Origin of the sequence: Roseovarius aquimarinus, assembly GCF_043661195.1 — a bacterium.
Lineage (GTDB): Bacteria > Pseudomonadota > Alphaproteobacteria > Rhodobacterales > Rhodobacteraceae > Roseovarius > Roseovarius aquimarinus.
This window is the reverse complement of the sequence record NZ_JBIHMM010000001.1, coordinates 127,154-148,885: the sequence shown is the minus strand read 5'-3', so window position 1 is coordinate 148,885 and position 21,732 is coordinate 127,154. Positions and strand designations below refer to the sequence as shown.

At 68.3% G+C, this 21,732-nt stretch carries 22 protein-coding genes; 6 read left to right on the top strand and 16 right to left on the bottom strand.

What is annotated here, in order from left to right; all coding sequences use genetic code 11:
• The first annotated feature begins 10 nt into the window (after window positions 1–10).
• Genes chlG through ACGRVM_RS00715 form a run of 4 tightly spaced genes read left to right on the top strand, consistent with a single transcriptional unit; the run spans window position 11 to window position 3,895 of the window.
• Entirely contained in the window at window positions 11–919 is a 909-nt protein-coding gene (chlG, locus tag ACGRVM_RS00730) for a chlorophyll synthase ChlG (protein ID WP_377169693.1), read from the top strand.
• Entirely contained in the window at window positions 916–2,199 is a 1,284-nt protein-coding gene (locus ACGRVM_RS00725; protein WP_377169695.1) for a BCD family MFS transporter, read from the top strand. Before chlG ends, ACGRVM_RS00725 begins: the two co-directional genes overlap by 4 nt.
• Before the next feature lie 2 nt (window positions 2,200–2,201).
• Window positions 2,202–3,383, top strand: a complete 1,182-nt coding sequence (locus tag ACGRVM_RS00720) for a geranylgeranyl diphosphate reductase (RefSeq protein WP_377169697.1) — start codon at window positions 2,202–2,204, stop codon at window positions 3,381–3,383.
• Window positions 3,380–3,895, top strand: coding sequence for an isopentenyl-diphosphate Delta-isomerase (locus tag ACGRVM_RS00715; RefSeq protein ID WP_377169699.1), 516 nt, complete (start codon window positions 3,380–3,382; stop codon window positions 3,893–3,895). Before ACGRVM_RS00720 ends, ACGRVM_RS00715 begins: the two co-directional genes overlap by 4 nt.
• A gap of 6 nt (window positions 3,896–3,901) precedes the next feature.
• Here ACGRVM_RS00715 and dxs read toward each other — a convergent pair whose 3' ends face one another.
• The 13 genes from dxs to ACGRVM_RS00650 all read right to left on the bottom strand — a co-directional run bounded on the left by dxs (window position 3,902) and on the right by ACGRVM_RS00650 (window position 16,004).
• A complete protein-coding gene (gene dxs / locus ACGRVM_RS00710; protein ID WP_377169701.1) occupies window positions 3,902–5,788 on the bottom strand; it encodes a 1-deoxy-D-xylulose-5-phosphate synthase in 1,887 nt (628 codons plus the stop codon).
• A 205-nt stretch (window positions 5,789–5,993) separates the two neighbouring features.
• Window positions 5,994–6,230 (bottom strand): RC-LH1 core complex protein PufX, encoded by a 237-nt coding sequence (pufX, locus tag ACGRVM_RS00705; RefSeq protein ID WP_377169703.1) that lies wholly within the window; start codon window positions 6,228–6,230, stop codon window positions 5,994–5,996.
• 11 nt (window positions 6,231–6,241) lie between these two features.
• Window positions 6,242–7,168, bottom strand: coding sequence for a photosynthetic reaction center subunit M (pufM, locus tag ACGRVM_RS00700; RefSeq protein ID WP_377169705.1), 927 nt, complete (start codon window positions 7,166–7,168; stop codon window positions 6,242–6,244).
• 14 nt (window positions 7,169–7,182) lie between these two features.
• On the bottom strand, window positions 7,183–8,013 hold the full coding sequence (pufL, locus tag ACGRVM_RS00695; protein ID WP_377169707.1) for a photosynthetic reaction center subunit L: 831 nt from the start codon (window positions 8,011–8,013) through the stop codon (window positions 7,183–7,185).
• 138 nt (window positions 8,014–8,151) lie between these two features.
• Window positions 8,152–8,322, bottom strand: coding sequence for a light-harvesting antenna LH1, alpha subunit (gene pufA / locus ACGRVM_RS00690; RefSeq protein ID WP_377169709.1), 171 nt, complete (start codon window positions 8,320–8,322; stop codon window positions 8,152–8,154).
• 11 nt (window positions 8,323–8,333) lie between these two features.
• The gene (gene pufB / locus ACGRVM_RS00685; RefSeq protein ID WP_076535073.1) at window positions 8,334–8,489 is read right to left on the bottom strand and encodes a light-harvesting antenna LH1, beta subunit; all 156 of its coding nucleotides are present in this window, start codon (window positions 8,487–8,489) and stop codon (window positions 8,334–8,336) included.
• A gap of 118 nt (window positions 8,490–8,607) precedes the next feature.
• Entirely contained in the window at window positions 8,608–8,838 is a 231-nt protein-coding gene (gene pufQ, locus ACGRVM_RS00680; RefSeq protein ID WP_377169712.1) for a cytochrome PufQ, read from the bottom strand.
• Window positions 8,835–10,295 (bottom strand): chlorophyllide a reductase subunit Z, encoded by a 1,461-nt coding sequence (bchZ, locus tag ACGRVM_RS00675; protein WP_377169715.1) that lies wholly within the window; start codon window positions 10,293–10,295, stop codon window positions 8,835–8,837. The genes pufQ and bchZ overlap by 4 nt, the downstream gene beginning before the upstream one ends.
• Window positions 10,295–11,941: a chlorophyllide a reductase subunit Y gene (gene bchY, locus ACGRVM_RS00670; RefSeq protein WP_377169717.1), complete on the bottom strand. Its 1,647-nt coding sequence runs from the start codon at window positions 11,939–11,941 to the stop codon at window positions 10,295–10,297. The genes bchZ and bchY overlap by 1 nt, the downstream gene beginning before the upstream one ends.
• 29 nt (window positions 11,942–11,970) lie before the next feature.
• Complete coding sequence (locus ACGRVM_RS00665) at window positions 11,971–12,975, bottom strand: chlorophyllide a reductase iron protein subunit X (protein WP_377169719.1); 1,005 nt, start codon at window positions 12,973–12,975, stop codon at window positions 11,971–11,973.
• On the bottom strand, window positions 12,972–13,913 hold the full coding sequence (gene bchC / locus ACGRVM_RS00660) for a chlorophyll synthesis pathway protein BchC (protein ID WP_377169721.1): 942 nt from the start codon (window positions 13,911–13,913) through the stop codon (window positions 12,972–12,974). Before bchC ends, ACGRVM_RS00665 begins: the two co-directional genes overlap by 4 nt.
• Before the next feature lie 91 nt (window positions 13,914–14,004).
• Window positions 14,005–15,150: a methyltransferase gene (locus ACGRVM_RS00655; protein ID WP_377169723.1), complete on the bottom strand. Its 1,146-nt coding sequence runs from the start codon at window positions 15,148–15,150 to the stop codon at window positions 14,005–14,007.
• A 2-nt stretch (window positions 15,151–15,152) separates the two neighbouring features.
• Entirely contained in the window at window positions 15,153–16,004 is an 852-nt protein-coding gene (locus ACGRVM_RS00650; protein WP_377170063.1) for a polyprenyl synthetase family protein, read from the bottom strand.
• 143 nt (window positions 16,005–16,147) lie between these two features.
• Here ACGRVM_RS00650 and crtD point away from each other — a divergent pair, with 143 nt between their 5' ends.
• Both crtD and crtC read left to right on the top strand, forming a co-directional pair.
• On the top strand, window positions 16,148–17,716 hold the full coding sequence (gene crtD / locus ACGRVM_RS00645; protein WP_377169725.1) for a 1-hydroxycarotenoid 3,4-desaturase CrtD: 1,569 nt from the start codon (window positions 16,148–16,150) through the stop codon (window positions 17,714–17,716).
• Window positions 17,671–18,543: a carotenoid 1,2-hydratase gene (gene crtC, locus ACGRVM_RS00640; RefSeq protein ID WP_377170065.1), complete on the top strand. Its 873-nt coding sequence runs from the start codon at window positions 17,671–17,673 to the stop codon at window positions 18,541–18,543. The genes crtD and crtC overlap by 46 nt, the downstream gene beginning before the upstream one ends.
• Window positions 18,544–18,546: 3 nt before the next feature.
• Here the strand turns inward: crtC and tspO are convergent, their stop codons facing one another.
• The 3 genes from tspO to ACGRVM_RS00625 are packed head-to-tail and all read right to left on the bottom strand — an operon-like array spanning window position 18,547 to window position 21,638.
• Window positions 18,547–19,026, bottom strand: a complete 480-nt coding sequence (gene tspO / locus ACGRVM_RS00635; RefSeq protein WP_377169727.1) for a tryptophan-rich sensory protein TspO — start codon at window positions 19,024–19,026, stop codon at window positions 18,547–18,549.
• Between the two features lie 30 nt (window positions 19,027–19,056).
• The gene (crtB, locus tag ACGRVM_RS00630) at window positions 19,057–20,118 is read right to left on the bottom strand and encodes a 15-cis-phytoene synthase (RefSeq protein WP_377169729.1); all 1,062 of its coding nucleotides are present in this window, start codon (window positions 20,116–20,118) and stop codon (window positions 19,057–19,059) included.
• The gene (locus ACGRVM_RS00625) at window positions 20,115–21,638 is read right to left on the bottom strand and encodes a phytoene desaturase (RefSeq protein ID WP_377169731.1); all 1,524 of its coding nucleotides are present in this window, start codon (window positions 21,636–21,638) and stop codon (window positions 20,115–20,117) included. Before ACGRVM_RS00625 ends, crtB begins: the two co-directional genes overlap by 4 nt.
• Window positions 21,639–21,732 lie beyond the last annotated feature (94 nt).

Here is a 21,732-nt window from a genome sequence, read left to right as displayed (position 1 = left end):
CCTGACAGTCATGACGGATATCGCCGCCTTTCCCCGCATGTCATACCCAAGGCCGCTCGCGGCCCTGAAGCTCATCAAGCCGGTGACATGGTTTCCGCCGATGCTGGCCTATGCGATCGGCTGCGTTTCGGCTGGCGCCCCCGTCTCCGGGCAATGGGGCGCGGTCCTCCTCGGCATCATTCTCGCCGGTCCCATCGTCTGCGGCATGAGTCAGGCCGCGAACGATTGGTGCGACCGTCATGTGGACGCGATCAACGAGCCGCATCGCGGCATTCCGTCGGGCCAGATTCCGGGCCGTTGGGGGCTGTGGATCGCGTGGGCCATGACGGCGCTGGCGCTCATCGTCGGCTGGCAGCTCGGGCCCTGGGGCTTCGGCGCGACCCTGATCGGCGTCGCCGCCGCCTGGGCCTATTCGGCCGAGCCGATCCGCGCCAAGCGCTCGGGCATCTGGGGGCCGGGGCTGGTGGGGCTTTGCTATGAGGGGCTGCCCTGGTTCACCGGCGCCGCCGTGATCTCGGCGGGGGCGCCGTCGGTCCATGTGATCGTCGCGGCGCTTCTCTATTCGCTCGGCGCGCACGGGATCATGACGCTCAACGATTTCAAGGCGCTCGAAGGCGATCGCAAGACGGGCCTCAGATCGTTGCCCGTCACGCTGGGGCCGGAGCGCGCGGCGCGCGTCGCCTGCATCGTCATGGCCCTGCCCCAAGCCGTCATCATCGCTTTGCTCCTGCTCTGGGACCGCCCGCTGCACGCGGCGGGCGTCGCGGCCCTCCTGCTTCTTCAGCTTCTCGCCATGCGCAGGCTGCTCCGCGATCCCAAGGGGCTCGCGCCTTGGTATAACGGCACGGGCGTCCTGCTTTACGTCGCCGGAATGCTCGTCACCGCACTCGCGATCAGAACCTTGGGAGGCGCCATATGACGCTCGGCTGGGGTCAGATCATGCGGCTCGGCCTCGTTCAGGCCGCCTTGGGCGCCATCGTCGTGCTGACCACCTCGACGCTCAACCGGCTGATGGTGGTCGAGCTGGCCCTGCCCGCCGTCCTGCCCGGCATGCTGGTCGCGCTTCATTACGGCATTCAGCTCACCCGCCCGCAATGGGGCTTTCGCTCGGACACGGGCGGCAACCGGACGCGCTGGATCATCGGCGGCATGGCAGTGCTGGCCCTCGGCGGGCTCGGCGCGGCGGCGGGCGTCGTGCTCATGCAGACGGCCTATTGGGCGGGTCTCGCGCTGTCGGTGCTGGCCTATGCCGCGATCGGCCTCGGCGTCGGCGCCTCGGGCACGTCGCTGCTGGCGCTTCTGGCCTCGACCACCGCGCCCGAGCGCCGCGCGGCGGCGGCCACGATCACCTGGCTCATGATGATCTTCGGCATCGCCGTCACGGCGAGCGTCGTGGGCGCGCAGCTTCATCCCTATTCGCCCGCACTTCTTCTGCGCATCGTCGCCATCGTCGCGGCGGGGGCGGTTCTTCTCACGATCCTCGCCGTCTGGGGGATCGAGGCGCGGCTCACCGCGGCGCCCGAGCCCGAGACGCTGCCGTTCCGCCAGGGCCTCGCCGAGATCTGGCAAGAGCCGCGGGCACGGCATTTCACCATCTTCGTGTTCCTGTCGATGACAGCCTATTTCATGCAGGAGCTGATCCTTGAGCCTTTCGGAGGCCTCGTCTTCGGGCTGACCCCAGGACAGACCACGAGCCTCAGCGGCGCGCAGAATGGCGGCGTCTTCGCGGGGATGCTGGTCGTCGGCATCATGGCGACGGGCCTTAAGCGCGGCTCGCTGCGCGCTTGGGTCATCGCGGGCTGCCTCGGCTCCTGCGCGGCGCTCTGCCTCATCTCGGTGATCGGCACGCTGGGCCTTCTTACGGCCTTCACCCCGCTCGTCGTCGCGCTCGGCTTTTTCAACGGCATGTTCGCCGTCGCGGCCATCGGCTCGATGATGGCGCTGGCCGGCGAAGGGCGCGGGCGGCGCGAGGGCACGCGCATGGGCCTTTGGGGCGCGGCGCAGGCCGTGGCGGCAGGCTTCGGCGGGCTGGCGGGTGCGGCGCTGGTCGATCTCTTCCGGCTCGCGCGGCTCGGCGATGCGCATGCCTTCGGCGCCGTCTTCGTGATCGAGGCGGCGATCTTCGTCGCCGCCGCCCTCATGGCGATGCGGATCATGGCGCCGAGACGTATTCAACCCTTTGTAATCGCGGGAGAATGATCATGCATGACGTCATCGTCGTCGGGGGCGGGCCGAGCGGCGCCACGGCCGCCGAAGATCTGGCCCGCTCGGGTCACAAGGTCGCCTTCATCGACCGCGCCGGCAAGATCAAGCCTTGCGGCGGGGCGATCCCGCCGCGCCTCGTGCGCGACTTCCTGATCCCCGACAGCCAGATCGTGGCGAGGATCAACACGGCGCGGATGATCTCGCCCACCGGGCGGCGCGTCGATATCCCGATCGAAAACGGCTATGTCGGCATGGTCGATCGCGAGCATTTCGACGAATTCCTGCGGGGCCGCGCCGAAGAGGCCGGGGCCACGCGCATCACCGGCACCTACACGGGCATCACCCGCGACGGCACCGGCACCCATGTCGCCTATCGCTGCAAGGCGACGGGCGAGACGAAAACGCTCGCTACGCGGCTCGTCATCGGCGCCGACGGCGCGCGCTCGAACGTGGGCCGCCACGAGGTGCCGGGAGGCGACCGGATTCCTTACGTCATCGCCTATCACGAGATCATCGAAGCGCCGTCCGGCACCCTCCCCGGCTATGATCCGGGCCGCTGCGACGTCATCTATGACGGCGCGATCTCGCCCGATTTCTACGGCTGGGTCTTTCCGCATGGCGCGCAGGCGAGCGTGGGCATGGGCACACAGGTGCCGGGCGTCGATCTGAAGGAGGCGACAGCCGCCCTGCGCGCCGCCTCGGGCCTTTCCGCGTGCCGCACAATCCGGCGCGAGGGCGCGCCCATCCCGCTGCACCCGTTGGACAAATGGGACAATGGCCGCGATGTGGTGCTGGCCGGCGACGCCGCGGGCGTGGTGGCGCCCTCGTCGGGCGAAGGCATCTATTACGCGATGGTCGGCGGGCGCGTCGCCGCCACGGCGGCGGCGGCTTGCCTCAGCTCTGGGCGGGCGAGCGATCTGCAACTCGCGCGCAAGCTCTTCATGCGCGAGCATAAATCGGTCTTCAAGGTTCTGGGCGCCATGCAGCGCGCCTATTACCGCTCGGATGAGCGGCGCGAGCGGTTCGTCTCGCTGTGCCATGACGTCGATGTGCAGCGGCTGACCTTCGAGGCCTACATGAACAAGGCGCTGGTCAAGGCGCGGCCGATGGCGCATCTGAAAATCGGCATCAAGAACCTTGCCCATCTGACCGGTTTGGTGGCAGTGACGCGCATATGAGCGTGATGATCCCCGCATGGGTCGACGGCACCCTGACGCCGGTCGAGAAGCTGGACGCGCATCGGCGCGGCCTGCCACACAAGGCCGTGTCCGTCTTCGTGATGCGCGGCAAGGAGACGCTCCTCCAGCGGCGGGCGGCGGTGAAATACCACACGCCCGGCCTCTGGGCGAATGCCTGCTGCACGCATCCGGACTGGGACGAGACGCCCCTCGCTTGCGCGCGCCGGCGCCTTGGCGAAGAGCTCGGTATCACCGGGCTCGATCTGGCGCATCGCGGAAAGGTGGCCTATCGCGCCGATGTGGGCGGCGGCATGATCGAGGACGAGCGCGTCGAGATCTTCACCGCCGAAGCGCCGAAGGATCTGCGCCTCGCGCCCGATTCCTCCGAAGTCTCGGACACGAAATGGATCACCCTCGAGGACCTCGGCGACGAAGTGGCGCGCCATCCCGCGCGCTTCACGCCCTGGCTGCGCATCTATCTCGCGGAGCACCGCGAGACGATCTTCGCCTGATCCCGCTTAGCTGATTGCGCCGATCCGCTTGCCCACGGCCTCGGCCGCCATCGCCGCGATATCGACCGCCGTCAGCCCGGCCTCGGCATACATCGCATCGGGGGCCGCCTGCTCGATGAAGCGGTCGGGCAGCGTCATGCAGCGTATCTGGCAGCGCCCGTCGAGCAAGCCGTCATTGGCCAGATCATGCAGCACCATCGCGCCGAAGCCGCCGCGCGCGCCCTGCTCGACGGTGACCAGCGCCTTGTGGTGGCGCAAAAGCTGGCGGATAAGCGCGCGGTCGAGCGGCTTGGCAAAGCGCGCATCGGCGAGCGTCGCCGAGATGCCTTGCGCGGCCAGCGTCTCCGCCGCCGCCTCGCAAACGCCCAGATGCGCGCCGAAGCTGAGAAGCGCGACGTCGCTTCCCTCGCGGATGATGCGGCCCTTGCCGATCTCGAGCGGGACGCCCCGCTCGGGCAGCGCCGTGCCCCTGCCCTCGCCGCGCGGATAGCGGAAGGCGATGGGGCCGCCATCATGCGCGGCGGCGGTCGCGACCATGTGCATCAGCTCCGCCTCGTCGCCCGCCGCCATGACGGTGAAGTTGGGCAGCGCGGCGAGAAAGCCGATATCGAACGCGCCCGCATGAGTCGCACCGTCCGCACCCACGAGGCCCGCGCGGTCGATGGCGAAGCGCACGGGCAGGTTCTGGAGTGCCACGTCATGCACCACCTGGTCGTAACCGCGTTGCAGGAAGGTCGAGTAGATCGCGCAGAAGGGCTTCAGCCCGCTCGCCGCCATGCCGGCGGCGAAGGTCACGCCATGCTGCTCGGCGATTCCCACATCGAAGACGCGCGCCGGAAACCGGTCCGCCATGATGTCGAGCCCGGTGCCCGCAGGCATCGCCGCCGTGACCGCCACGATCCGCGGATCGCGCCCTGCCTCGTCGGCGAGCGCGGTTCCGAAAACCGATGTATAGCTCGGCGCGTTGGCGCGTTTCTTGGCCTGCGCGCCGCTTGCCACGTCGAAACTGCCGACGCCGTGATACTTGTCCGCCGCGCTTTCGGCAGGGGCGTATCCCTTGCCCTTCACGGTGCAGCAATGGATGAGCACCGGCCCCGTCGCCCGCGTGCGCGCGCTGCGCAGCACGCTCAGAAGCTGGTCCATGTCATGTCCGTCGATCGGGCCCATATAGGCGAAGCCAAGCTCCTCGAAGAGCGTGCCGGTGCCGCCCGTGCGGCCCATCACCAGCGCGCGGGCGCGCCGCGCCTGATCGCGCAGCGGGCCGGGCAGCGCCGCCTCCAAGCGCTCGAGCGGCGCGGCGCCGAGACGCGATGTATATTTCGACATGGCGCCCACGGGGGGCGCGATGGACATCTCGTTGTCGTTGAGGATGACGAAAAGGCGCCGTCCCTCCGCGCCCGCGTTGTTCATCGCCTCATAGGCCATCCCCGCGCTGATCGCGCCGTCGCCGATGACGGCGATGGCGTCCCCCGTGGGCCGCCCCATGTCCCGCCCGATTGTGAAGCCGAGCGCGGCGGAGATCGAGGTCGAGGAATGCGCGGCGCCGAACGGGTCGAACTCGCTCTCGCTGCGCTTGGTGAAGCCGCTCAGCCCGCCCTCCTGCCGCAGCGTGCGGATGCGGTCGCGCCGCCCGGTCAGGATCTTGTGCGGATAGCATTGATGCCCCACGTCCCAGATCAGCTTGTCGCGCGGCGTGTCGAAGACGGCATGGAGCGCGACGGCCAGCTCCACCACGCCGAGCGACGAGCCGAGATGCCCGCCGGTGACGGAGACGGCCTCGATCACCTCGCGGCGCAGCTCGCCGGCGAGGGTCTTCAGATCGGCGTCGGGCAGCGCCCTGAGATCGGATGGTCCGGCGATCCGGTCCAGAATCGGAGCACGTGATGCGGTCATGATCGTCTCCTCGGTCTGCCTGCGATGGTCTTCCTGCGATGTCCGGTGCCGCGAGGAGGCCTGCCCCGCGCGGCACCGGGTTCCTGTAGCCAACAGGAAGGGAACCGGGGCCATCGGCTCTCGCCTTGCGCCCCAGGCACCGAACGCGGGCTGGCCGCGTTCGATCTCGTCGATGGCGGGGCGCCTAGGCGCCCGGCCCTTTATGTCAGGCGAGGCCGCCCGCCTCGGGCGCCGCGAGATGGGACAGCGGCGTCGGGTCCGGTGCCAGCTTCGAATCCTCCGGCAAAAGCCGCGAGATCCCGATGAAGACCCAGGCGATCAGGTAGATCGCGGCGCAGAAGAGCGCCGCATATCCCGCCCCCTTCAGCATCAGCGCCGTGATATCCGCCGTCAGGCGGAAATTGCGGGTGCCGGTGCGCAGATAGTCGTCTTGATCGTGCATCGTCCTACTCCTCAATCCAGCGGCGCGTAGCCATGTATCTGCGCCCAGACAAACCAGTTGTCGACGACCGTTCCCGACAGAAGGATGCCGATCCCGCCCGTCAGCGGCGTCAGCACGGCGAACCACCAGGCCCAGCGGTGGATGCCCTCCATCGTCGCGTTGAAGCCCATCGTCCAGCGCCAGAAGAGCGCGGCGCGTTCCGTGGCGGTGCCGCGGTCCACGATCTGCTCGATCTCGCGCTCGCCGCCGAAGCGGCTGACCGCGAGGATCGTGGCCCCGTGCATCGCGAAGAGAAGCGCCGAGCCGTAGAGGAACACGATCGAGAGCGCGTGGAACGGGTTGTAGAAGAGGTTGCCGTAGGTCAGCGAGAACAGGTTCGTCCAGTCGAGATGCGGGAAGATGCCGTAGGGCACCGCCTCGGACCATGACCCCATCAGGATCGGCCGGAAGAGCCCCAGCACGAAGATGAGCCACAGCAGCGACGCGAAGGCCCAGCTGACATGCTTGCCCATCCCGAGCTCCTCGGCGCGCCGATAGGTGCGCACCCACCAGGCGCTGCACCCGACGAGGAAGAAGAAGCTGGCGATGAGCCACCATCCGCCCTCGTTCAGCGGCGCGAAGCCGAGGCCGTATTCCGGCGCGGGCGGCTCGAGCGCCATCCAGAAGAGATCGCGCAGGAAAATCCCCGGCGAGTAGCCCGCCTGCGCCCAGAAGTTCAGCCCGATGATGAAGAACCACATCCCGAAGCCGATGACCCCGATCAGGCCGAACGTGCCGAGATGAACGGGACCGATCTGCGCGTTGCCGAAGATGCCGTAGAGCCGCGAGAACCGGGCGCGCGTGGTGCGCCCGCGCATCGGCGCGTCGTCGATCGTCATCCCCATCTCGGGCGGGCCCTGAACCTGGACCTGGGTAAAGATGTTCTGATACTCAGCCATGTCTCAAATCCTCCTCAAAGGTCCACCCACCAGGGCAGCTCGTAGTACCAGTCCCACCAGACGATCCACTGGTCGAACCAGATGGTGCCCGAGATGACGATGCAGACCGCGCTCCAGAACCCGGCCATCAGCGCCAGGAAGAGGCCCAGACGGTGAATGCCGAGCGGCCCGATCGAATAGCCGATGAGATCGCGGAAATAAGTGTCCTCGTGGTCGGGCGAGGCGATCTCGCGCCCCTTGCCGGGGTTGACCGCCGACAGGACCAGCGAGCCGTGCAGCGCGAGGGCGACAGCGGTGATCCAGAAAAAGCTGATCGCGACCATATGCGCGGGGTTGTAGTGGAAATTGCCGTAGGCGTAGCCCACGTTGTTCACCCAATCGAGGTGGCTGAAGATCCCGTAGGGAAATCCGTGCCCCCAGGCGCCCATCAGGATCGGGCGGATGATGACCAGCGTGACATAGGCGAAGATCGCGACACCGAAGGCGAAGGGCACGTGATAGCCCATCCCGAGTTTTCGGCATATCTCGACCTCGCGCATCATCCAGCTGATGAAGGCGCCCGTCGCGCAGATCGTGATGATCTGCCAGAGCCCTCCTTCGGCCAGAGGCGCCATGCCGAGACCGACCTCGAGGGAGGGCGGCTCGATCGAGATGAGCCAGGGATTCCACGTGTCGCCCAAGGCGGCGCCGTAGAAGATCAGGGCCGTTCCGAGGACCGCGAAAAAGAACGTCGTGACCCCGAAGAAGCCGACATAGAAGGGACCCACCCAGAAATCGAACAGATCACCTCCGACAAGCGTCCCGCCTCGGACGCGGTATTTCCTCTCGAAGCTGAGCAGTGCCATCTTCCGTCTCCATTCAGTGTCCGGGGCGCGCCCCAGCGGGGCCGGCCGGCGCGGACAGGTGCCGCGATATGCGTTGGTGTTTGCCGGGGCGGGGGATCCCCCCCGCCCGCGGCGGATGGTGTGGGCTGCGCGCGGGCATTACTCCGCCGCCGCCGCCTCGCCTCCGAACGCCCGCTCGAACCAGTTGGTCTGCGGATTGCTGAGCAGGACAAGGTGGATCATCACCGCGAGCAGGAACAGGAATACGCCCTGCGCCACGAACACGCGCCGCGGATCGAAGATCAGCCAGATTTTGTAGAACTGTGCCATTGTGATCCCTCCTACCAGGCGAACCAGGGAAGCTTGATGTACGTCAGGATATGAGCGACGACGGCGATCGCAGTGAAGATCGCGAAGCCGCTCATATACACCGAGTGCAGCTCCTGGGCCTGCTCGTCAGTGAGACCCGTGAAGGACAGGTCGGTCTTATCAGCCATGGTTTTTCCTCCGGAAAAGTGAACTGATGCCGCAGCGCCCCGCGGCCGGGTACGACAGGGGCGCACCCCCTGCCCTGTCATCCGCGCGCCTGTGACGGGCGCGGAATCTCGGTCCCGCTCAGGCCGACAGGATGATCGGCGCGATGATGCTGGCCTCGCTCCAGGCGGCGCGGAATGGCGACTTTTCGGGCAGGCGCCAATGGCGCGCGGCGCTCAGCACCCATGTCAGGCTTGCGATCGGCAGGGCCACGACGAAGATGATGGCGAAATAGGCGATGTATTCGCGCCGGTGGGCCGCGCTCCGCGATCGCACGCGCATGCCTTTCATATCGCTTGTGAAATCAGTCATCTTGCACCTCCAGAGCTGGATTGAATTTGGTTGACGGTCTCGAGCACGACGCGCTCGGCGCCGCCCGCGAGCGCGGCCTTCTCGGCCGCGTCGCGCAGGGTCTTGGCGGCGGAGATCCGCGTCAGGATGGGATGGGTCGCGACGATCTCGTCGAGCCGCCGCTGGGCGTCCGCGTCCCACGGGAAATCGCGGCGCAGCGTCGTCGGCGTCGCCTCGGCGGCATCCATTTCGGTGCCGAGCGGCAGGATGTGGAAGAGCGCGTCGAAGAGCCCGTTGCACACTTCCTGCAAAAGATAGGTGGCCCCCGCATAGCCCATGAAGGGCGTGCCGGTGGCGCGCCGGATGGCGGCGCCGGGGAAACTGGCGGGAATAAAGCTGGGCGCCGGTCCATGGCCGGATTTCATCTCGGCCAGATACATCTTCTCGTTGATCGAGCCGAGCACGATCAGGGGCCGCTTGGCGTGCAGATCGGCGCGCACGGCATCGTTGTCGGTCTTCTTGCCGCGCAGCCGCGAGACGGCGAAGGCGCAGGGAAAGCCCAGATCCTCCTCGAGATATTTGCGGATGCCGCGCGTGTAGGTCTCGTTCGCGACCACGGCGAAGGAGGCGGTGGCGAAGAAATCCTGCGTGACCGAACGCCACAGATCCCATACCGGCTTGATGGTCGAATGCTTCTCGCGCTCGATGAAAGGCTCGGGATCGAGGCCGAGCAACTCGCCCAGCTTGCGCAGGAATTTCGTGGTGCTGTCGATGCCGATGGGCGCCTGAAGATAGGGCTTGCCCAGCACCTCGGCGAGGCCGCGCCCGAATTCGCGGTAGAGGCAGACATTGACGTCGGCGTTCACCAGCCCGCGCATCTCGCCCAGATGCGCGCCGAGCGGCATCACCATGTTGATCTCGGCGCCGATCCCTTCGACGAGGCGGCGGATCTCGGCCAGATCCGAGGGCATGTTGAACGTGCCGTACATCGGCCCGAGGATGTTGACACGCGGAGCCGCGCCCTCCTCGCGCTTGGTCTCCTTGGGCAGGCGCCCCTTGGTCATGCCGAATTCGGTGAAGATCCAGGTCATCGCGCGGTCCGCGCTCTCCCATTGATCCTCGTCGATGGTGCGCGGAAGGAAGCGCTGGATATTCGTGCCCATGGGCGTGACGCCCCCGCCGATCATCTCGGCGATGGAGCCGGTCACGACCACGGCGGGCAATGCCGGATCGAGCACCTGCCACGCGCGCTTCATCGCCTCCTCGGTGCCCGAGCCCATTTCCTCCTCGGCCAGCCCCGTCACCACGATGGGCAGCTCATGCGGCGGCAGCGCGTCGGTGTAATGCAGAACGCTCGTCACCGGCAGGTTCTCGCAGCCCACCGGGCCGTCGATCACCACCTGCAAGCCCTTGACGGCGCAGAAGGCATAGACCGCCCCCCAATAGCCGCCCGCGCGGTCATGATCCTGCACCAGCATCAGATCATCTCCTCCGCGGCGCGCGCCCGTGCGGCCTTCTCGAGCTTCTTAGCGTTTACCTCGCGAAAGCGTGGCTGAAGATTGGGCGCGCCTTCCCAGACGCCAGCGGTATCGCCCGTGCCCACGCCCTCGAAAAAGGCCTGCATCTCGGCCATCCGGGACTTGTTGCCGATGGCCGCGTTCACCACCTCTGCCAGCGATCCGGCCCCGGCGGGGCCCATGAGAGGCCGCGCGGAAATCAGGTTGGTGAAATAGAGCGCGGGAATACCGAGCTGCTTGGCCTTCTGCACCACCGGCGTCGTGCCGATGGCGAGATCGGGCCGCACGCCCTCCATCGCCGCGCAATCCTCCTCGAGCGAGGCGCGGTATTTCACCGTGACGCCCTTGGCGCGCAGCCACTCGGCATCCGCCGCCGACCAGGGCGTTTTCGGGCAGGCGGTGCCGACATAGGGCACGCGCGCGCCGCTCTCGATCAGCAGGCGCGCGACCAGAAGCTCCGATCCCTCATAGCCCGAAAGCGTGATCGTGCCGTTGATGGGCGCCCCTGCCAGCGCGCCCTTGATCGCGGGCAGAAAGGCGTTCTGGGCCGCCGCGATGCGATCCGCCGCAAGCCCGAAGGCCGCACCGATATTGGCCAGCCAATCGGCGGTGCCGTCATGGCCCACCGGGGCCGAGCCGACGACGGGCCGCCCTGCCGCCTCGAATTCGCGGATGGAGGCGGTGTAGAAGGGATGGATCGCCGCGACCGCGCCGCAATCGAGCGCGGCATAAAGCTCGCGCCATTCGCGCACCGGCGCCACGGGACCGGCGGCGAGGCCCATCGGGGCCAGCATCGCGCCGATCATCATCGGATCCGCCGGAAACATCTCGCCCAGAAGCGTCACGGTCGGGCGATCCGACTTGCCCGAGGCGGGGCGCTGCACCGGGCCGGCCTCGATCTCGTCCCGCGCGTATTTCAGCATCGCGCCCGACAGCACGTCCTTGGCCTCGGCATGGGTCGGAATGCCGAAGCCCGGCACGTCGATCCCGACCACGCGCACACCGTCGATCTCGGGCGGCAAGAGGCGCAGGGGCACGCCGGACGCGGTGGGCACGCAAAGATTGGTGACGATGATCGCATCGAGCTTGGCCGGATCGGCCATGTCATGCACCGCCTCGCGGATATCCTCGAAGAGCTTGCCGGTGACGAGCGTTTCGGAGTTGAACGGAACGTAGCCGACCGACCGGCGCGCGCCGTAGAAATGCGACACGAACGAGAGACCATAGACGCAGCAAGCCGAGCCCGACAGGATCGTCGCCACCCGCTTCATCCTGAGGCCCACGCGAAGCGAGCCGAAGGCCGGGCACATGGATTGCGGCTTGTCATGGGGGCCGGTCGGGTAATCGGCGGCATAGCGCTCGAGAATGTCCGATGCGCCCGCTTTGCGGGCCGCCTCGCGCATCGCATCCGCGCCCGCCGTGCAGCCGCCCTCGAGCGCGGTCGCCTGCACATCGGCGGCGGGCAACTCTGGAATTCGGAACTCGGCGGGCGATGTCTGCGCCGCAACCGACATCATCGCGGGCGCGCCGCCTTGCGCCTCGGTGACGACAATCGCGCCATCGGCATCATAGCCGACCTCATACCCCTGGCGTCCCGCATCATCCATGACGGGTCTCCCGCAGGATGATATGCGCATCACGCCTCATCGTAGATCACCTCGAGCGTTTCGCGGATCACGGCGTTCTTGCCGCGCATATCGGCATCGGTGGCGGGCACCAGCGTGTAGTCGCCGCCCGTGTCCTTCGAGTCGAACAGCCCCAGCAGCCCGTCCTGATCGAGCGGCGTGGGCCGTGTCGGCGGCGCGCTCGCCACGGCATCGCCCAGGGCGGCGAAAAGGCCGCCCCATTGCGACTCGGCCGTGCCGACGATCTGGTAATTGGCGGATTTCTTGCGCAGGTCGTCATCCTGCGGGATGGCCGCGAGCACGGGGATGTCCACGGCCTCGGCGAAGGCCTGCGCCTCGCCCGAGCCATCGTCCTTGTTGATGACCAGCCCCGCGACGCCCACATTGCCGCCCAGCTTGCGGAAGTAATCCACCGCCGAGCAGACATTGTTGGCCACGTAAAGCGATTGCAGATCGTTCGAGGCCACCAGGATAACCTTCTGCGCCATGTCCCGCGCGATGGGCAGGCCGAAGCCGCCGCAGACCACGTCGCCCAGGAAATCCAGCAGGACGTAGTCGAAATCCCAATCGTGAAAGCCGAGCTTCTCGAGAAGTTCGAAGCCGTGGATGATCCCGCGCCCGCCGCAGCCGCGCCCCACCTCGGGCCCGCCCAGCTCCATCGCGAAGACACCCCCGCGCTTGAAGCAGACATCGCCGATCTTCACTTCTTCGCCCGCCAGCTTCTTCTTGCCCGAGGTCTCGATGATCGTGGGGCAGGCCTTGCCGCCGAAAAGAAGCGAGGTTGTGTCGGATTTCGGATCGCAGCCGATGAGCAGCACGCGCTTGCCCTGTTCGGCCATCATGTGGCTGAGATTGGCGAGGGTGAAGCTCTTGCCGATGCCGCCCTTGCCGTAGATCGCGATGATCTGCGTCTTGGACGTGGGCGCGCCCTGCGGCACTTCGAGGCTCGGATCCGCCTTCGCCTCGTCGCGCAGGCGCTTGTCGAAATCCTTCAGATTTGGCACTTCATCCTTCACGACGCGTCCTTCCAGTTGAGCATCATTTTCAGGCAGTCCGGATCCCGGAAGGCCGTCTTGTAGGCTTCCACGGCATCGGCCTTGGCCGCCTCGTGCGAAATCAGTCCCGCGAGAGAGAGCGCGCCGCTCTCGACCAGCGCGCGGGTCGCGGCGAGATCGCCTTGCGTCCATTCGGCGGTGACGCGCAGGCGTGCTTCCTTCATGAAGGCGGGCGGAAAGGCGAAGCCGAGCGGCGCGGTGTAGAAACCCGCCAGCACGATCTCCCCGCCGCGCCCGAGGCGCGCGATCAGATCGTCGAGCAGCGTGCCCGCGCCCGAGGCATCGAAGATCGACATGTAGTCGCGGCGCGGATCGTCCTCGGGGCGGATGACGTCATAGCCCATGCCCCCGGACATCCGGGCCGCGTCGATCTCCCAGACGGTCGGCGCGGGCGCACCGGCGGCGAGCGTGAGGCGCGCCAGAAGGCGGCCCAGAACGCCGTGGCCGACGATGAGATCGGGCACGGCCTTGCCGTCTCCGGCCATCGCGTGCCGCGCCGTCGCGGCGAGCGCAAGAAGCGCGCCCTCGGGTCCGAAGCCCCGGTCGATGCGCGCCGCGCGCTCGGCCTTGGTGACGAGGATCTGTGACGCGCCGCCGAATAGGCCGAACGCGCCTTCGAAACAGTTGGAGCCGGGCACGAAAACCGTCTCGCCGATGCGGTAGCCGGTGGCGGGATCGGCCTCGACCACCTCGCCGACGGCCTCGTAGCCGGGCACGAGCGGATAGCCCATTCCGGGAAAGGGCGGCATCTCGCCGGACCAGAAAAGCTTCTCGGTGCCGGTGGATATGCCCGAATGCGCGATCTCGACCACGATATCGCCGGCACCGGGCGCCTTGAGGCCGAGATTTCGGATCTCCAGCGCCTCGGGTCCGGTCAGGATGATCGCTTCGGTTTGCACGTCCGTCCCTCCCTCAGAGGTTGCGCCGGGCGGTCGACTCAAGGTCACCTGCCCGTTATGTCAGCTTACGCTTACAATTTAATCTGTCAACTTAAATTGACAGTTTTTCGGCGACGACGACCCCGGTGATGAACGGCCGGCGTGTTCTGAGGCAGGTGGCGGAGGCGAATCCCGCCGCTCGGCAAAGCTCTGCGATCCGCTCGCCCGAACGCGCCCTGCCGGTGCGCATCGCCATCGTGTAGAGCGCGAAATAGACGTCGCCCGCCACGCTGGGCCGGGCACCGCCGGTCATCGGCTCGGAGACGATCAGGCGCCCGCCCGGCGGCAGAGCGGCATAGATCCGCTCGAGGAGCGCCGCCACCGTCTCGTCCGAATGATCGTAGAGCACCCGGATGAGCGTGGCGGTGTCCGCACCCTCGGGCAGCGGATCGCGGACGAAGGAGCCGGGCGCCACGCGCACCCGCGCGCCGAGACCCGCCCGCGCCAGACGCTCCTGAGCCGCCTCGGCCACCTGCGGCAGATCGAAGAGGATGCCGCGCATCTTCGGCGCCACCGCGCAGGCCGCCTCAAGAAAAGCGCCCGTGCCGCCCCCGATATCGAGAAGCACGCGCGTGCCGCGCAGGTCGATCGCGGCGAGCGTATCCTCGGCGACGAGCCGCTGGCTCTGCGCCATGAGATCCGAATAGCGGCGCGTGAGCTGCGCATCTCCCGCCTCCGCGGCCCCGAGGACATACGGCCAGAACGCGGCAAGCTCGGTCTCGGTGCCGCCGCGAAAGAAGGCCGCCGGATCGACCAGATCGCGGTAGAGCACCTTGTGATGAAGGATCATCTCGCGCAGGCCCGGCACACCGACGAGCGCCGCACCCCGCGCGGTGAGCGCGAAGTGGCCCGCGCGCGTGATCCGCAGAACCTTCGACGCGACATTGGCGCGCAGCAGCACCTCCATCCGCTCGGGCGGCACGGCGCAGCGCGCGGCCAGCCGCGCGGCGGGCAAGGCTCCATCCATCAGCATGTCGGGAATGCGCAACTCGACGAGCGCCATGAGGCTCTGGGAGGTGCAGAACCCCGCCACGAGATCGAAGAGCGCCCCGCCCTCGCGCCGCACCCGCCCCCGCAACAGAGGCATGCGCGCGGCCCAGGACTGAAAGCGCGGCGAGGCGAGGAGTCGATTGAGCCGCCCAGGCAGCCCCGCGCGCGGCGCCTGCCGCGCGTCGCCGCAGATCGGCGCCTCGCTCATGCCTATTCTCCCGGCACGGTCCGGCGCGGCATCGGCGCCGAGGGGGTCAGCCGCTCGGCATAGCGTTGCACCATCTGCGCCAGCATGGCCTCGCCCGGACAGGAGGGGATGGAGGCGATGGCGCCGCCGAGACTGTCCTTGAGCTTCGACATCGCGCCCTGCACGCCATAGCGCGCCACGGCATTGGGCCGCCCGTTCAGATCGTCCTGCCCCGGCGGCTTGCCCAGCGTGTCCGCGTCGCAAAGCGTATCGCGCAGATCGTCCGCGATCTGGAACGCGGCGCCGATGCGCGCGCCCAGCTCGGCCCAGGGCCCCGGCTCCTGACCGGCGGCGATGGCGCCCATCTGCGTCGCCGCCACGAAAAGCGCCGCCGTCTTGGCATTGTGATAGGCCTCGAGGTCGATCTCCTCCTCGCTCTCCCAGCCCTGCCCGGCGCAGATACCGCCCGGCATGCCCGTGCGCCGCGCCAGCGCCAGAACGAGGCGCGCGCTGCGCGCGGCGTCGATCTCGGCGATGCGGGCCAGTTCCTCGAAGGCGAGAATGATGAGGCTGTCGCCGGTCAGGACCGCGATGGGCTGCGAATAGGCGCGGTGCACCGAAGGCTTGCCGCGCCGGATGTCGGCATTGTCGAAACAGGGCAGATCGTCATGGACGAGCGAGGCGCAATGGATCAGCTCGAGCGCGGTCGCCGCCGCATCGCCGATCTCGGGCCGGTCCTCGCCGCAGGCCGAGGCGACGGCCAGAAGGATGGTGGGCCGGATGCGCGCGCCGCCCGGCGACACGGCATACCCCAGCGCCGAGGCGAGCCGGGCCGGCGCGCCCCTGGTTCCGCACCGGGAAATCGCGCGACCCATGGCCCCTTCGATCCGTTCGGAAAATGCCACGGCCCGTCCTCCCGATGCAAAATGTAATTCAAAGCTTACATATTTGTGTAAATCAAACTGGACAGTTTTTCGGACTCTGTCAATAATCGAATGATGATACCCGGATGCGATCCATGAGCCCCGCCCCTCCCGTCGTCATCGTCGGTGCGGGGATCGGCGGGCTGGCCGCCGCGCTGCGCCTCGCGCATGCGGGCGTCGACGTCACCGTGCTCGAGCGGCATGGCGCGCCGGGCGGCAAGCTGCGATGCGTTCCCTCCCCATACGGGCCGATAGATGCGGGGCCCACCGTCCTCACGCTGCGCCATGTCTTCGACTCGCTTTTCGAGGATGCGGGCGAGGCGCTCGCCGATCACCTGACGCTCCTGCGCGAGCCGATCCTCGCGCGGCATTACTGGCCGGACGGCACGATGCTGGACCTGCATGCCGACGCGGGCCGAAGCGCCGAGAGCATCGCGCAAGCCTTCGGAAGCCGGGCGCGCGAGGATTTTTTGCGCTTCTCGGCCCGCGCGAAATTGCTTTTCGAGGGGTTCGACGCCCCGATGATGCAGGCCGCGCGTCCGACGCCCGCCGCGCTCACCGCGCATGTGATGCGCAACCCGCGCCTTCTGCCCGCCATGGCCGCCCATCGCACGTTGGCCGAGATGCTGCACCAGAGCTTTCGCGAGCCGCGCCTCATCCAGCTCTTCGGGCGCTACGCCACCTATGTCGGCGGATCGCCCTATGCCGCGCCCGCGCTCCTCGGTCTCATCTGGCATGCCGAAGCGCAGGGCGTCTGGCGCATCGCGGGCGGCATGCATCAGCTCGCCCTCGCCATCGAAAGCGTGGCGCGGGGCCGGGGCGCGGCGTTCCGCTATGGCGCCGAGGTGACCGGGATCGACTGGCAGGGCGGACGGCCACGGCATGTGCGCACCCGCTCCGAGAACATTCCCGCCGGGGCGGTCCTTTTCAACGGCGATCCGAACGCACTGCGCGCCGGAGCGCTCGGCGAGACGGCGCGGCAGGCGGTCGGCGACGAGGGCGTTGCGCCGCGCAGCCTCTCAGCCAATGTCATGACCTTCGCGGCGCGGGCAAGCGGCCCGGCCCTCGCCCATCATACGGTCTTTTTCGCGGACGACCCGCGCGCCGAGTTCGACGCCCTGGCACGCGGCGAGAGGCCGGACGCGCCCAGCCTCTATGTCTGCGCGCAGGACCGGGGCGGCGCGGTGGCCCCGGATGGCCCCGAGCGGTTCGAGATCATCATGAACGCGGCGCCGCGCCCCGGCGCGCACCCCTCCGAGACGGAAGACATCCAATGCCAGACGATCATCATGGACACCCTCGCCCGCTTCGGCCTCGTCTTCGATCCGCTGCCGGGACCGGAGGCACTGACGAGCCCGGCGGGGTTCGAGCGCCTCTTTCCGCACAGCCACGGCGCACTTTACGGGCGATCCCCGCACGGGATGATGGCGGCCTTCGCGCGTCCGCTGGCGCGCACGCGGCTGAAGGGCCTCTATCTCGCGGGGGGCGGGACGCATCCGGGGGCGGGCCTGCCGATGGCCACCCTCTCCGGCAAGCATGCGGCCGAGGCGATATTGAGCGACCTCGCTTCGACCTCGAGGTTCCGCCGAACGGCTACGCCTGGTGGTATGTCGACGGGATCAGCGCGGACGGCACGCGCGCCATCTCGGTCATCGGGTTCATAGGTTCGGTCTTCTCGCCCTGGTACGCATGGTCGGGCCGGCGCGATCCGGCAAACCATGTCTGCCTCAACGTGGCGACCTATGGGCGCGGCGGGCGTTTCGCGATGACCGACCGGGGCCGCGCAGCGCTGCGCCAGAGCGCCGACCAATTGACCATCGGCCCCTCCTCGATGCGCTGGCAGGAGGGGCGCCTCGTGATCGAGATCGACGAGATATCGAGCCTGCCGCTCGTCTCGCGCATGAAAGGGCGCGTCACGCTCACGCCGGAGGGCGTCACATCGGTCGAATTGCCGCTCAAGCCTGACGGCAGCCATGTCTGGCGCCCCTTCGCGCCCTCCTGCGACATCGAGGTGGCGCTCGACGCGCCGGGCTGGCAATGGTCGGGCCACGGCTATTTCGACGCGAATTTCGGCACGGCGGCGCTCGAGGATGATTTCAGCTTCTGGACCTGGGGCCGCTATCCGACGCGTGCCGGCACGACCTGCATCTACGATGCCGCCCTGAGGGACGGCAGCACGCTTGAATGCGCCTTCCATTTCGACCGCAGCGGCCACGCGCATGTGGCCGAGGCGCCGCCCCGCACGGGGTTCAGACCTTCGCTCTGGCAGGTCCGGCGCGAGACGCGCGCCGATCCGGGCACGGTGCCGCGCGAGGTTCTGCCGATGCTCGACGCGCCGTTCTATTCGCGCTCGGCGGTGCGCACCATGCTGAACGGCGAGGACGTGACCGGCGTGCACGAGGCGCTCGATCTCGATCGCTTCGCCTCGCCCCTGCTCAAGCCGCTGCTGGCTTTTCGCGTGCCGCGCCGCGCAGGGTGGCGCTTCGATTAGCGATCAAAGCTCGGAGATGCGCAGCACCGGCTCGTTCGGATTGAGCCGCCAGACGGTGAAATTGAGTGCGCCCGCGATGCTGACCCAGACGAGATAGGGCACGAAGGCGAGGCCCGCCCAGAAATCCACCTGGAAATGCGTGATCGTCGCGCCCGCCACGGCCACCCAGAGCGCCGCCATCACCAGAAGCGCGCCCTTGAGCCGCCGCAACCCGAAGAAGATCGGCGTCCAGAGCGTGTTGAAGGCGATCTGCATCGCCCAGAAGGCGAGCGCATAGCCGCTTCCGGGCAGGCCCGCGACCCGCGCACCCGCGAAGGCGATCAAGAGGTAGATCGTCGTCCACATGATGGGAAACATCCAGTTCGGCGGCGTCCAGCTCGGTTTGGCGAGCCGCGCATACCACGAGCCCGTGGGGAACATCGCGCCCGTCGCCCCGGCGCCGACCGTCGCGGCGAGAAAGATCGTGAAAACCATGTAATCCATCGCTGCACCTCGCTAGTTCGAGGCGCAGTATCAGGCCCGGCGGCCCTGCTGTCCAGCCGCCCCATCGCGGGCTTTGAGCGCGGCGAGCGTCTCGAGCAAGGCGCCGGTGCGCCCCGCGCCCCACCAGGGCGACGCCTGCCCGCGCTCGGCCACCGCATCGACGAGAAACGCGGTCTCCGCGAGCGGCGGCGCATAGAGCGTCGCGGGCTGGGGCAAAAGCATCGAGCCGCCCGCGTAGAGCGCCGATTTGCCCAGCCAGCCGAGCTTTTGCATCCTTCCGGTGCGCGCGCGGCGCGTGATCGAATCGTGCCCCTGCCGGCGCAGCTCGGTCCCGATCCCGGCATAGATGAAGCGCGCGGCATAGATGCCGAGGCGCGCGTTTTGCGGCAGGCGCGGCACACCGGCCTCCGAGCGGATGTAAAGCCTGCGCGCCTCCTCCAGAAGCCGCGCGACGAGGGCGCGCATGTCCGGCGTCGCCTCGGGGCGCGCGAGAAACGCCTCCGGCGTCAGCCCCGCCTCGGCGAGCCAGTCGAGCGGCAGATAGATCCGGCCCGCCGCCGCATCCTCGCCCACGTCGCGGGCGATATTCGTCAGTTGCATCGCGACACCCAGATCGCAGGCCCGCGCCAGCGCGTGCCGGTCGCGCACGCCCATCAGAACGCACATCATCGCGCCCACCGCGCTCGCCACGCGGGCCGAATAGCCGCGCACCTCGCCGATGCCGCCATATCGGCGGCCCTCCGCATCCCATGCCAGCCCCTCGAGCAGCGCCTCGGGCAGCGCGCGGGGGATGCGGTAGGCCGCGACGATGGCGGCGAAGGCCCGATCCTCGGGCGCATCGCGCGGCGCGCCCGCATAGACCCGCTCGAGCCGCGCGCCGAGGGCGAGCACCGCGCGCACCTTGTCATGGCCCTCGTCCACCTCGTCGTCGACGAGGCGGCAGAAGGCGTAGAGCGCCAGCGCCGGATCGCGCACGGAGGCGGGCAGCATCCTCGAGGCGGTATGGAACGACAGCGAGCCGGTGCGGATCACCGCGCGGCAATGGGCGAGATCGTCCGGCCGGATGCCGTGGCGGATGGCGCCCCCGCTCATTCCGCGGCCAGCCTTCGCGCGGCGCGCGGCGCGTCGGGCACCAGCTTGGCCAGAACCTCGGCGCTCGAGACGACGCCGGGCAGGCCCGCGCCCGGATGCGTGCCCGCACCGACGAGGTAAAGCCCCCTCGCCTCCTCGCTGATGTTATGCGGGCGGAACCACGCGCTTTGCAGGATGCGCGGCTCGATGGAGAATCCCGAGCCGTAGGGCGAGTGATAGCGGCTCCGGAACTCCTCGGGCGTGAAGACAAGCGACGCCGAGAGCGATGTCTCGAAACCGGGGATCACCTTCTCTAGCTCGGCGGCCACCTTGACGCGATAGCGCTCCGCCTCCTGCCCCCAGTCCACCGGATCCTTGCCGCCCAGATGCGGCACGGGCGAGAGGACATAGAACGTGTCGTCGCCCTTCGGCGCGGCGCTCGGGTCGGTCACCGAGGGGCGGTGCAGATAGAGGCTCATATCCTCCGAAAGCCGACCCTTCATGAAGATGTCGCGCACGAGGCCCTTGTAGCGCGGGCCGTTGAGGATCGTGTGATGGCCCACGTCGCGCCATGTCCCGGCGGTGCCCTTCGTGCCGAAATACCAGACGAAGAGGCCCATCGACCACCGCTGACGCGCCAGCTTGGCGGGCGACCAGCGGCGCTTCGGGTGATTGCGCAGAAGGCGGGTGTAGGTATGGCCCGCATCGGCATTGCTGACCACGATGTCGGACGGCAGGATCTGCCCGTCCGCGAGGCGCACGCCCTGCGCCGCGCCGTCCTCGATCAGGATCTCGTCCACCTCGGCGCCCTGCCGCACGATGCCGCCCTGCGCGCGGATCACGCGCACCATCGCATCGGCGATCGCCTGCACGCCGCCCATCGCGTAATGCACGCCGAACGCCTTTTCCAGATGGCAGACCAGCGCGTAGATCGAGGTGACGTGGAACGGGTCACCCCCGATGAAGAGCGGATGGAACGACAGCGCCATGCGCAGGCGCGGATCCTTGACGCGCGCCGCGACATGGGCGTGGACCGAGCGATCGGCCCTCAGCCGCGCGAAAGTGGGCAGGACCTTGATGATGTCCATCAGCCGGTTCATCGGGCGGCGGCCCAGATCCTCGAAGCCGAACGTATAGCGCGCTTCGCTATCCGCCAGAAAGCGGCGATAGCCCTTCACGTCGCGCGGGCTGAGCCGGGCGACCTCTTCCACCATGCGTTCGGTATCCCCCGTCGCGGTGAAGCGCGCGCCGTCCGGCCAGCGGATCTCGTAGAAGGGATCGAGCGCGCGCAGATCGACATCCGCGCGGAAATCGGCGCCGCACGCGGCCCAAAGCTCCTCGAAGAGCTGCGGGACGGTCACGATGGTCGGCCCCAGATCGAAGCGGTGCCCATTGCGGGTGATCGAACTGCCCCGCCCGCCCGCGCGGTCGAGCCGGTCGAGCACGGTGACGCGGTAGCCCTTGGCCCCGAGCCGCATCGCCGAGGCCAGCCCTCCGAGCCCGGCCCCGATGACGATCGCGGTCGTTTCGGCATGGATCATATCGTCACCTCGCTCCGCGTCGTTTCCCGCTCAGCCTACATGTGTAAACGTGAGTTGACAATCGTTCTGCGTGGGCGCCGCTGGCGATACCTTG

Coding starts and splice junctions, on each gene's coding strand:
- pufX (WP_377169703.1), bottom strand. CDS start 6,230: ATGCACGATCAAGACGACTATCTGCGCACCGGCACCCGCAATTTCCGC.
- pufM (WP_377169705.1), bottom strand. CDS start 7,168: ATGGCTGAGTATCAGAACATCTTTACCCAGGTCCAGGTTCAGGGCCCG.
- ACGRVM_RS00720 (WP_377169697.1), top strand. CDS start 2,202: ATGCATGACGTCATCGTCGTCGGGGGCGGGCCGAGCGGCGCCACGGCC.
- pufQ (WP_377169712.1), bottom strand. CDS start 8,838: ATGACTGATTTCACAAGCGATATGAAAGGCATGCGCGTGCGATCGCGG.
- crtB (WP_377169729.1), bottom strand. CDS start 20,118: ATGAGCGGGGGCGCCATCCGCCACGGCATCCGGCCGGACGATCTCGCC.
- pufB (WP_076535073.1), bottom strand. CDS start 8,489: ATGGCTGATAAGACCGACCTGTCCTTCACGGGTCTCACTGACGAGCAG.
- ACGRVM_RS00715 (WP_377169699.1), top strand. CDS start 3,380: ATGAGCGTGATGATCCCCGCATGGGTCGACGGCACCCTGACGCCGGTC.
- ACGRVM_RS00625 (WP_377169731.1), bottom strand. CDS start 21,638: ATGATCCATGCCGAAACGACCGCGATCGTCATCGGGGCCGGGCTCGGA.
- chlG (WP_377169693.1), top strand. CDS start 11: ATGACGGATATCGCCGCCTTTCCCCGCATGTCATACCCAAGGCCGCTC.
- tspO (WP_377169727.1), bottom strand. CDS start 19,026: ATGGATTACATGGTTTTCACGATCTTTCTCGCCGCGACGGTCGGCGCC.
- bchY (WP_377169717.1), bottom strand. CDS start 11,941: ATGGATGATGCGGGACGCCAGGGGTATGAGGTCGGCTATGATGCCGAT.
- crtD (WP_377169725.1), top strand. CDS start 16,148: ATGAGCCCCGCCCCTCCCGTCGTCATCGTCGGTGCGGGGATCGGCGGG.
- dxs (WP_377169701.1), bottom strand. CDS start 5,788: ATGACCGCATCACGTGCTCCGATTCTGGACCGGATCGCCGGACCATCC.
- pufA (WP_377169709.1), bottom strand. CDS start 8,322: ATGGCACAGTTCTACAAAATCTGGCTGATCTTCGATCCGCGGCGCGTG.
- bchZ (WP_377169715.1), bottom strand. CDS start 10,295: ATGCTGGTGCAGGATCATGACCGCGCGGGCGGCTATTGGGGGGCGGTC.
- pufL (WP_377169707.1), bottom strand. CDS start 8,013: ATGGCACTGCTCAGCTTCGAGAGGAAATACCGCGTCCGAGGCGGGACG.
- ACGRVM_RS00655 (WP_377169723.1), bottom strand. CDS start 15,150: ATGAGCGAGGCGCCGATCTGCGGCGACGCGCGGCAGGCGCCGCGCGCG.
- ACGRVM_RS00650 (WP_377170063.1), bottom strand. CDS start 16,004: ATGGGTCGCGCGATTTCCCGGTGCGGAACCAGGGGCGCGCCGGCCCGG.
- ACGRVM_RS00725 (WP_377169695.1), top strand. CDS start 916: ATGACGCTCGGCTGGGGTCAGATCATGCGGCTCGGCCTCGTTCAGGCC.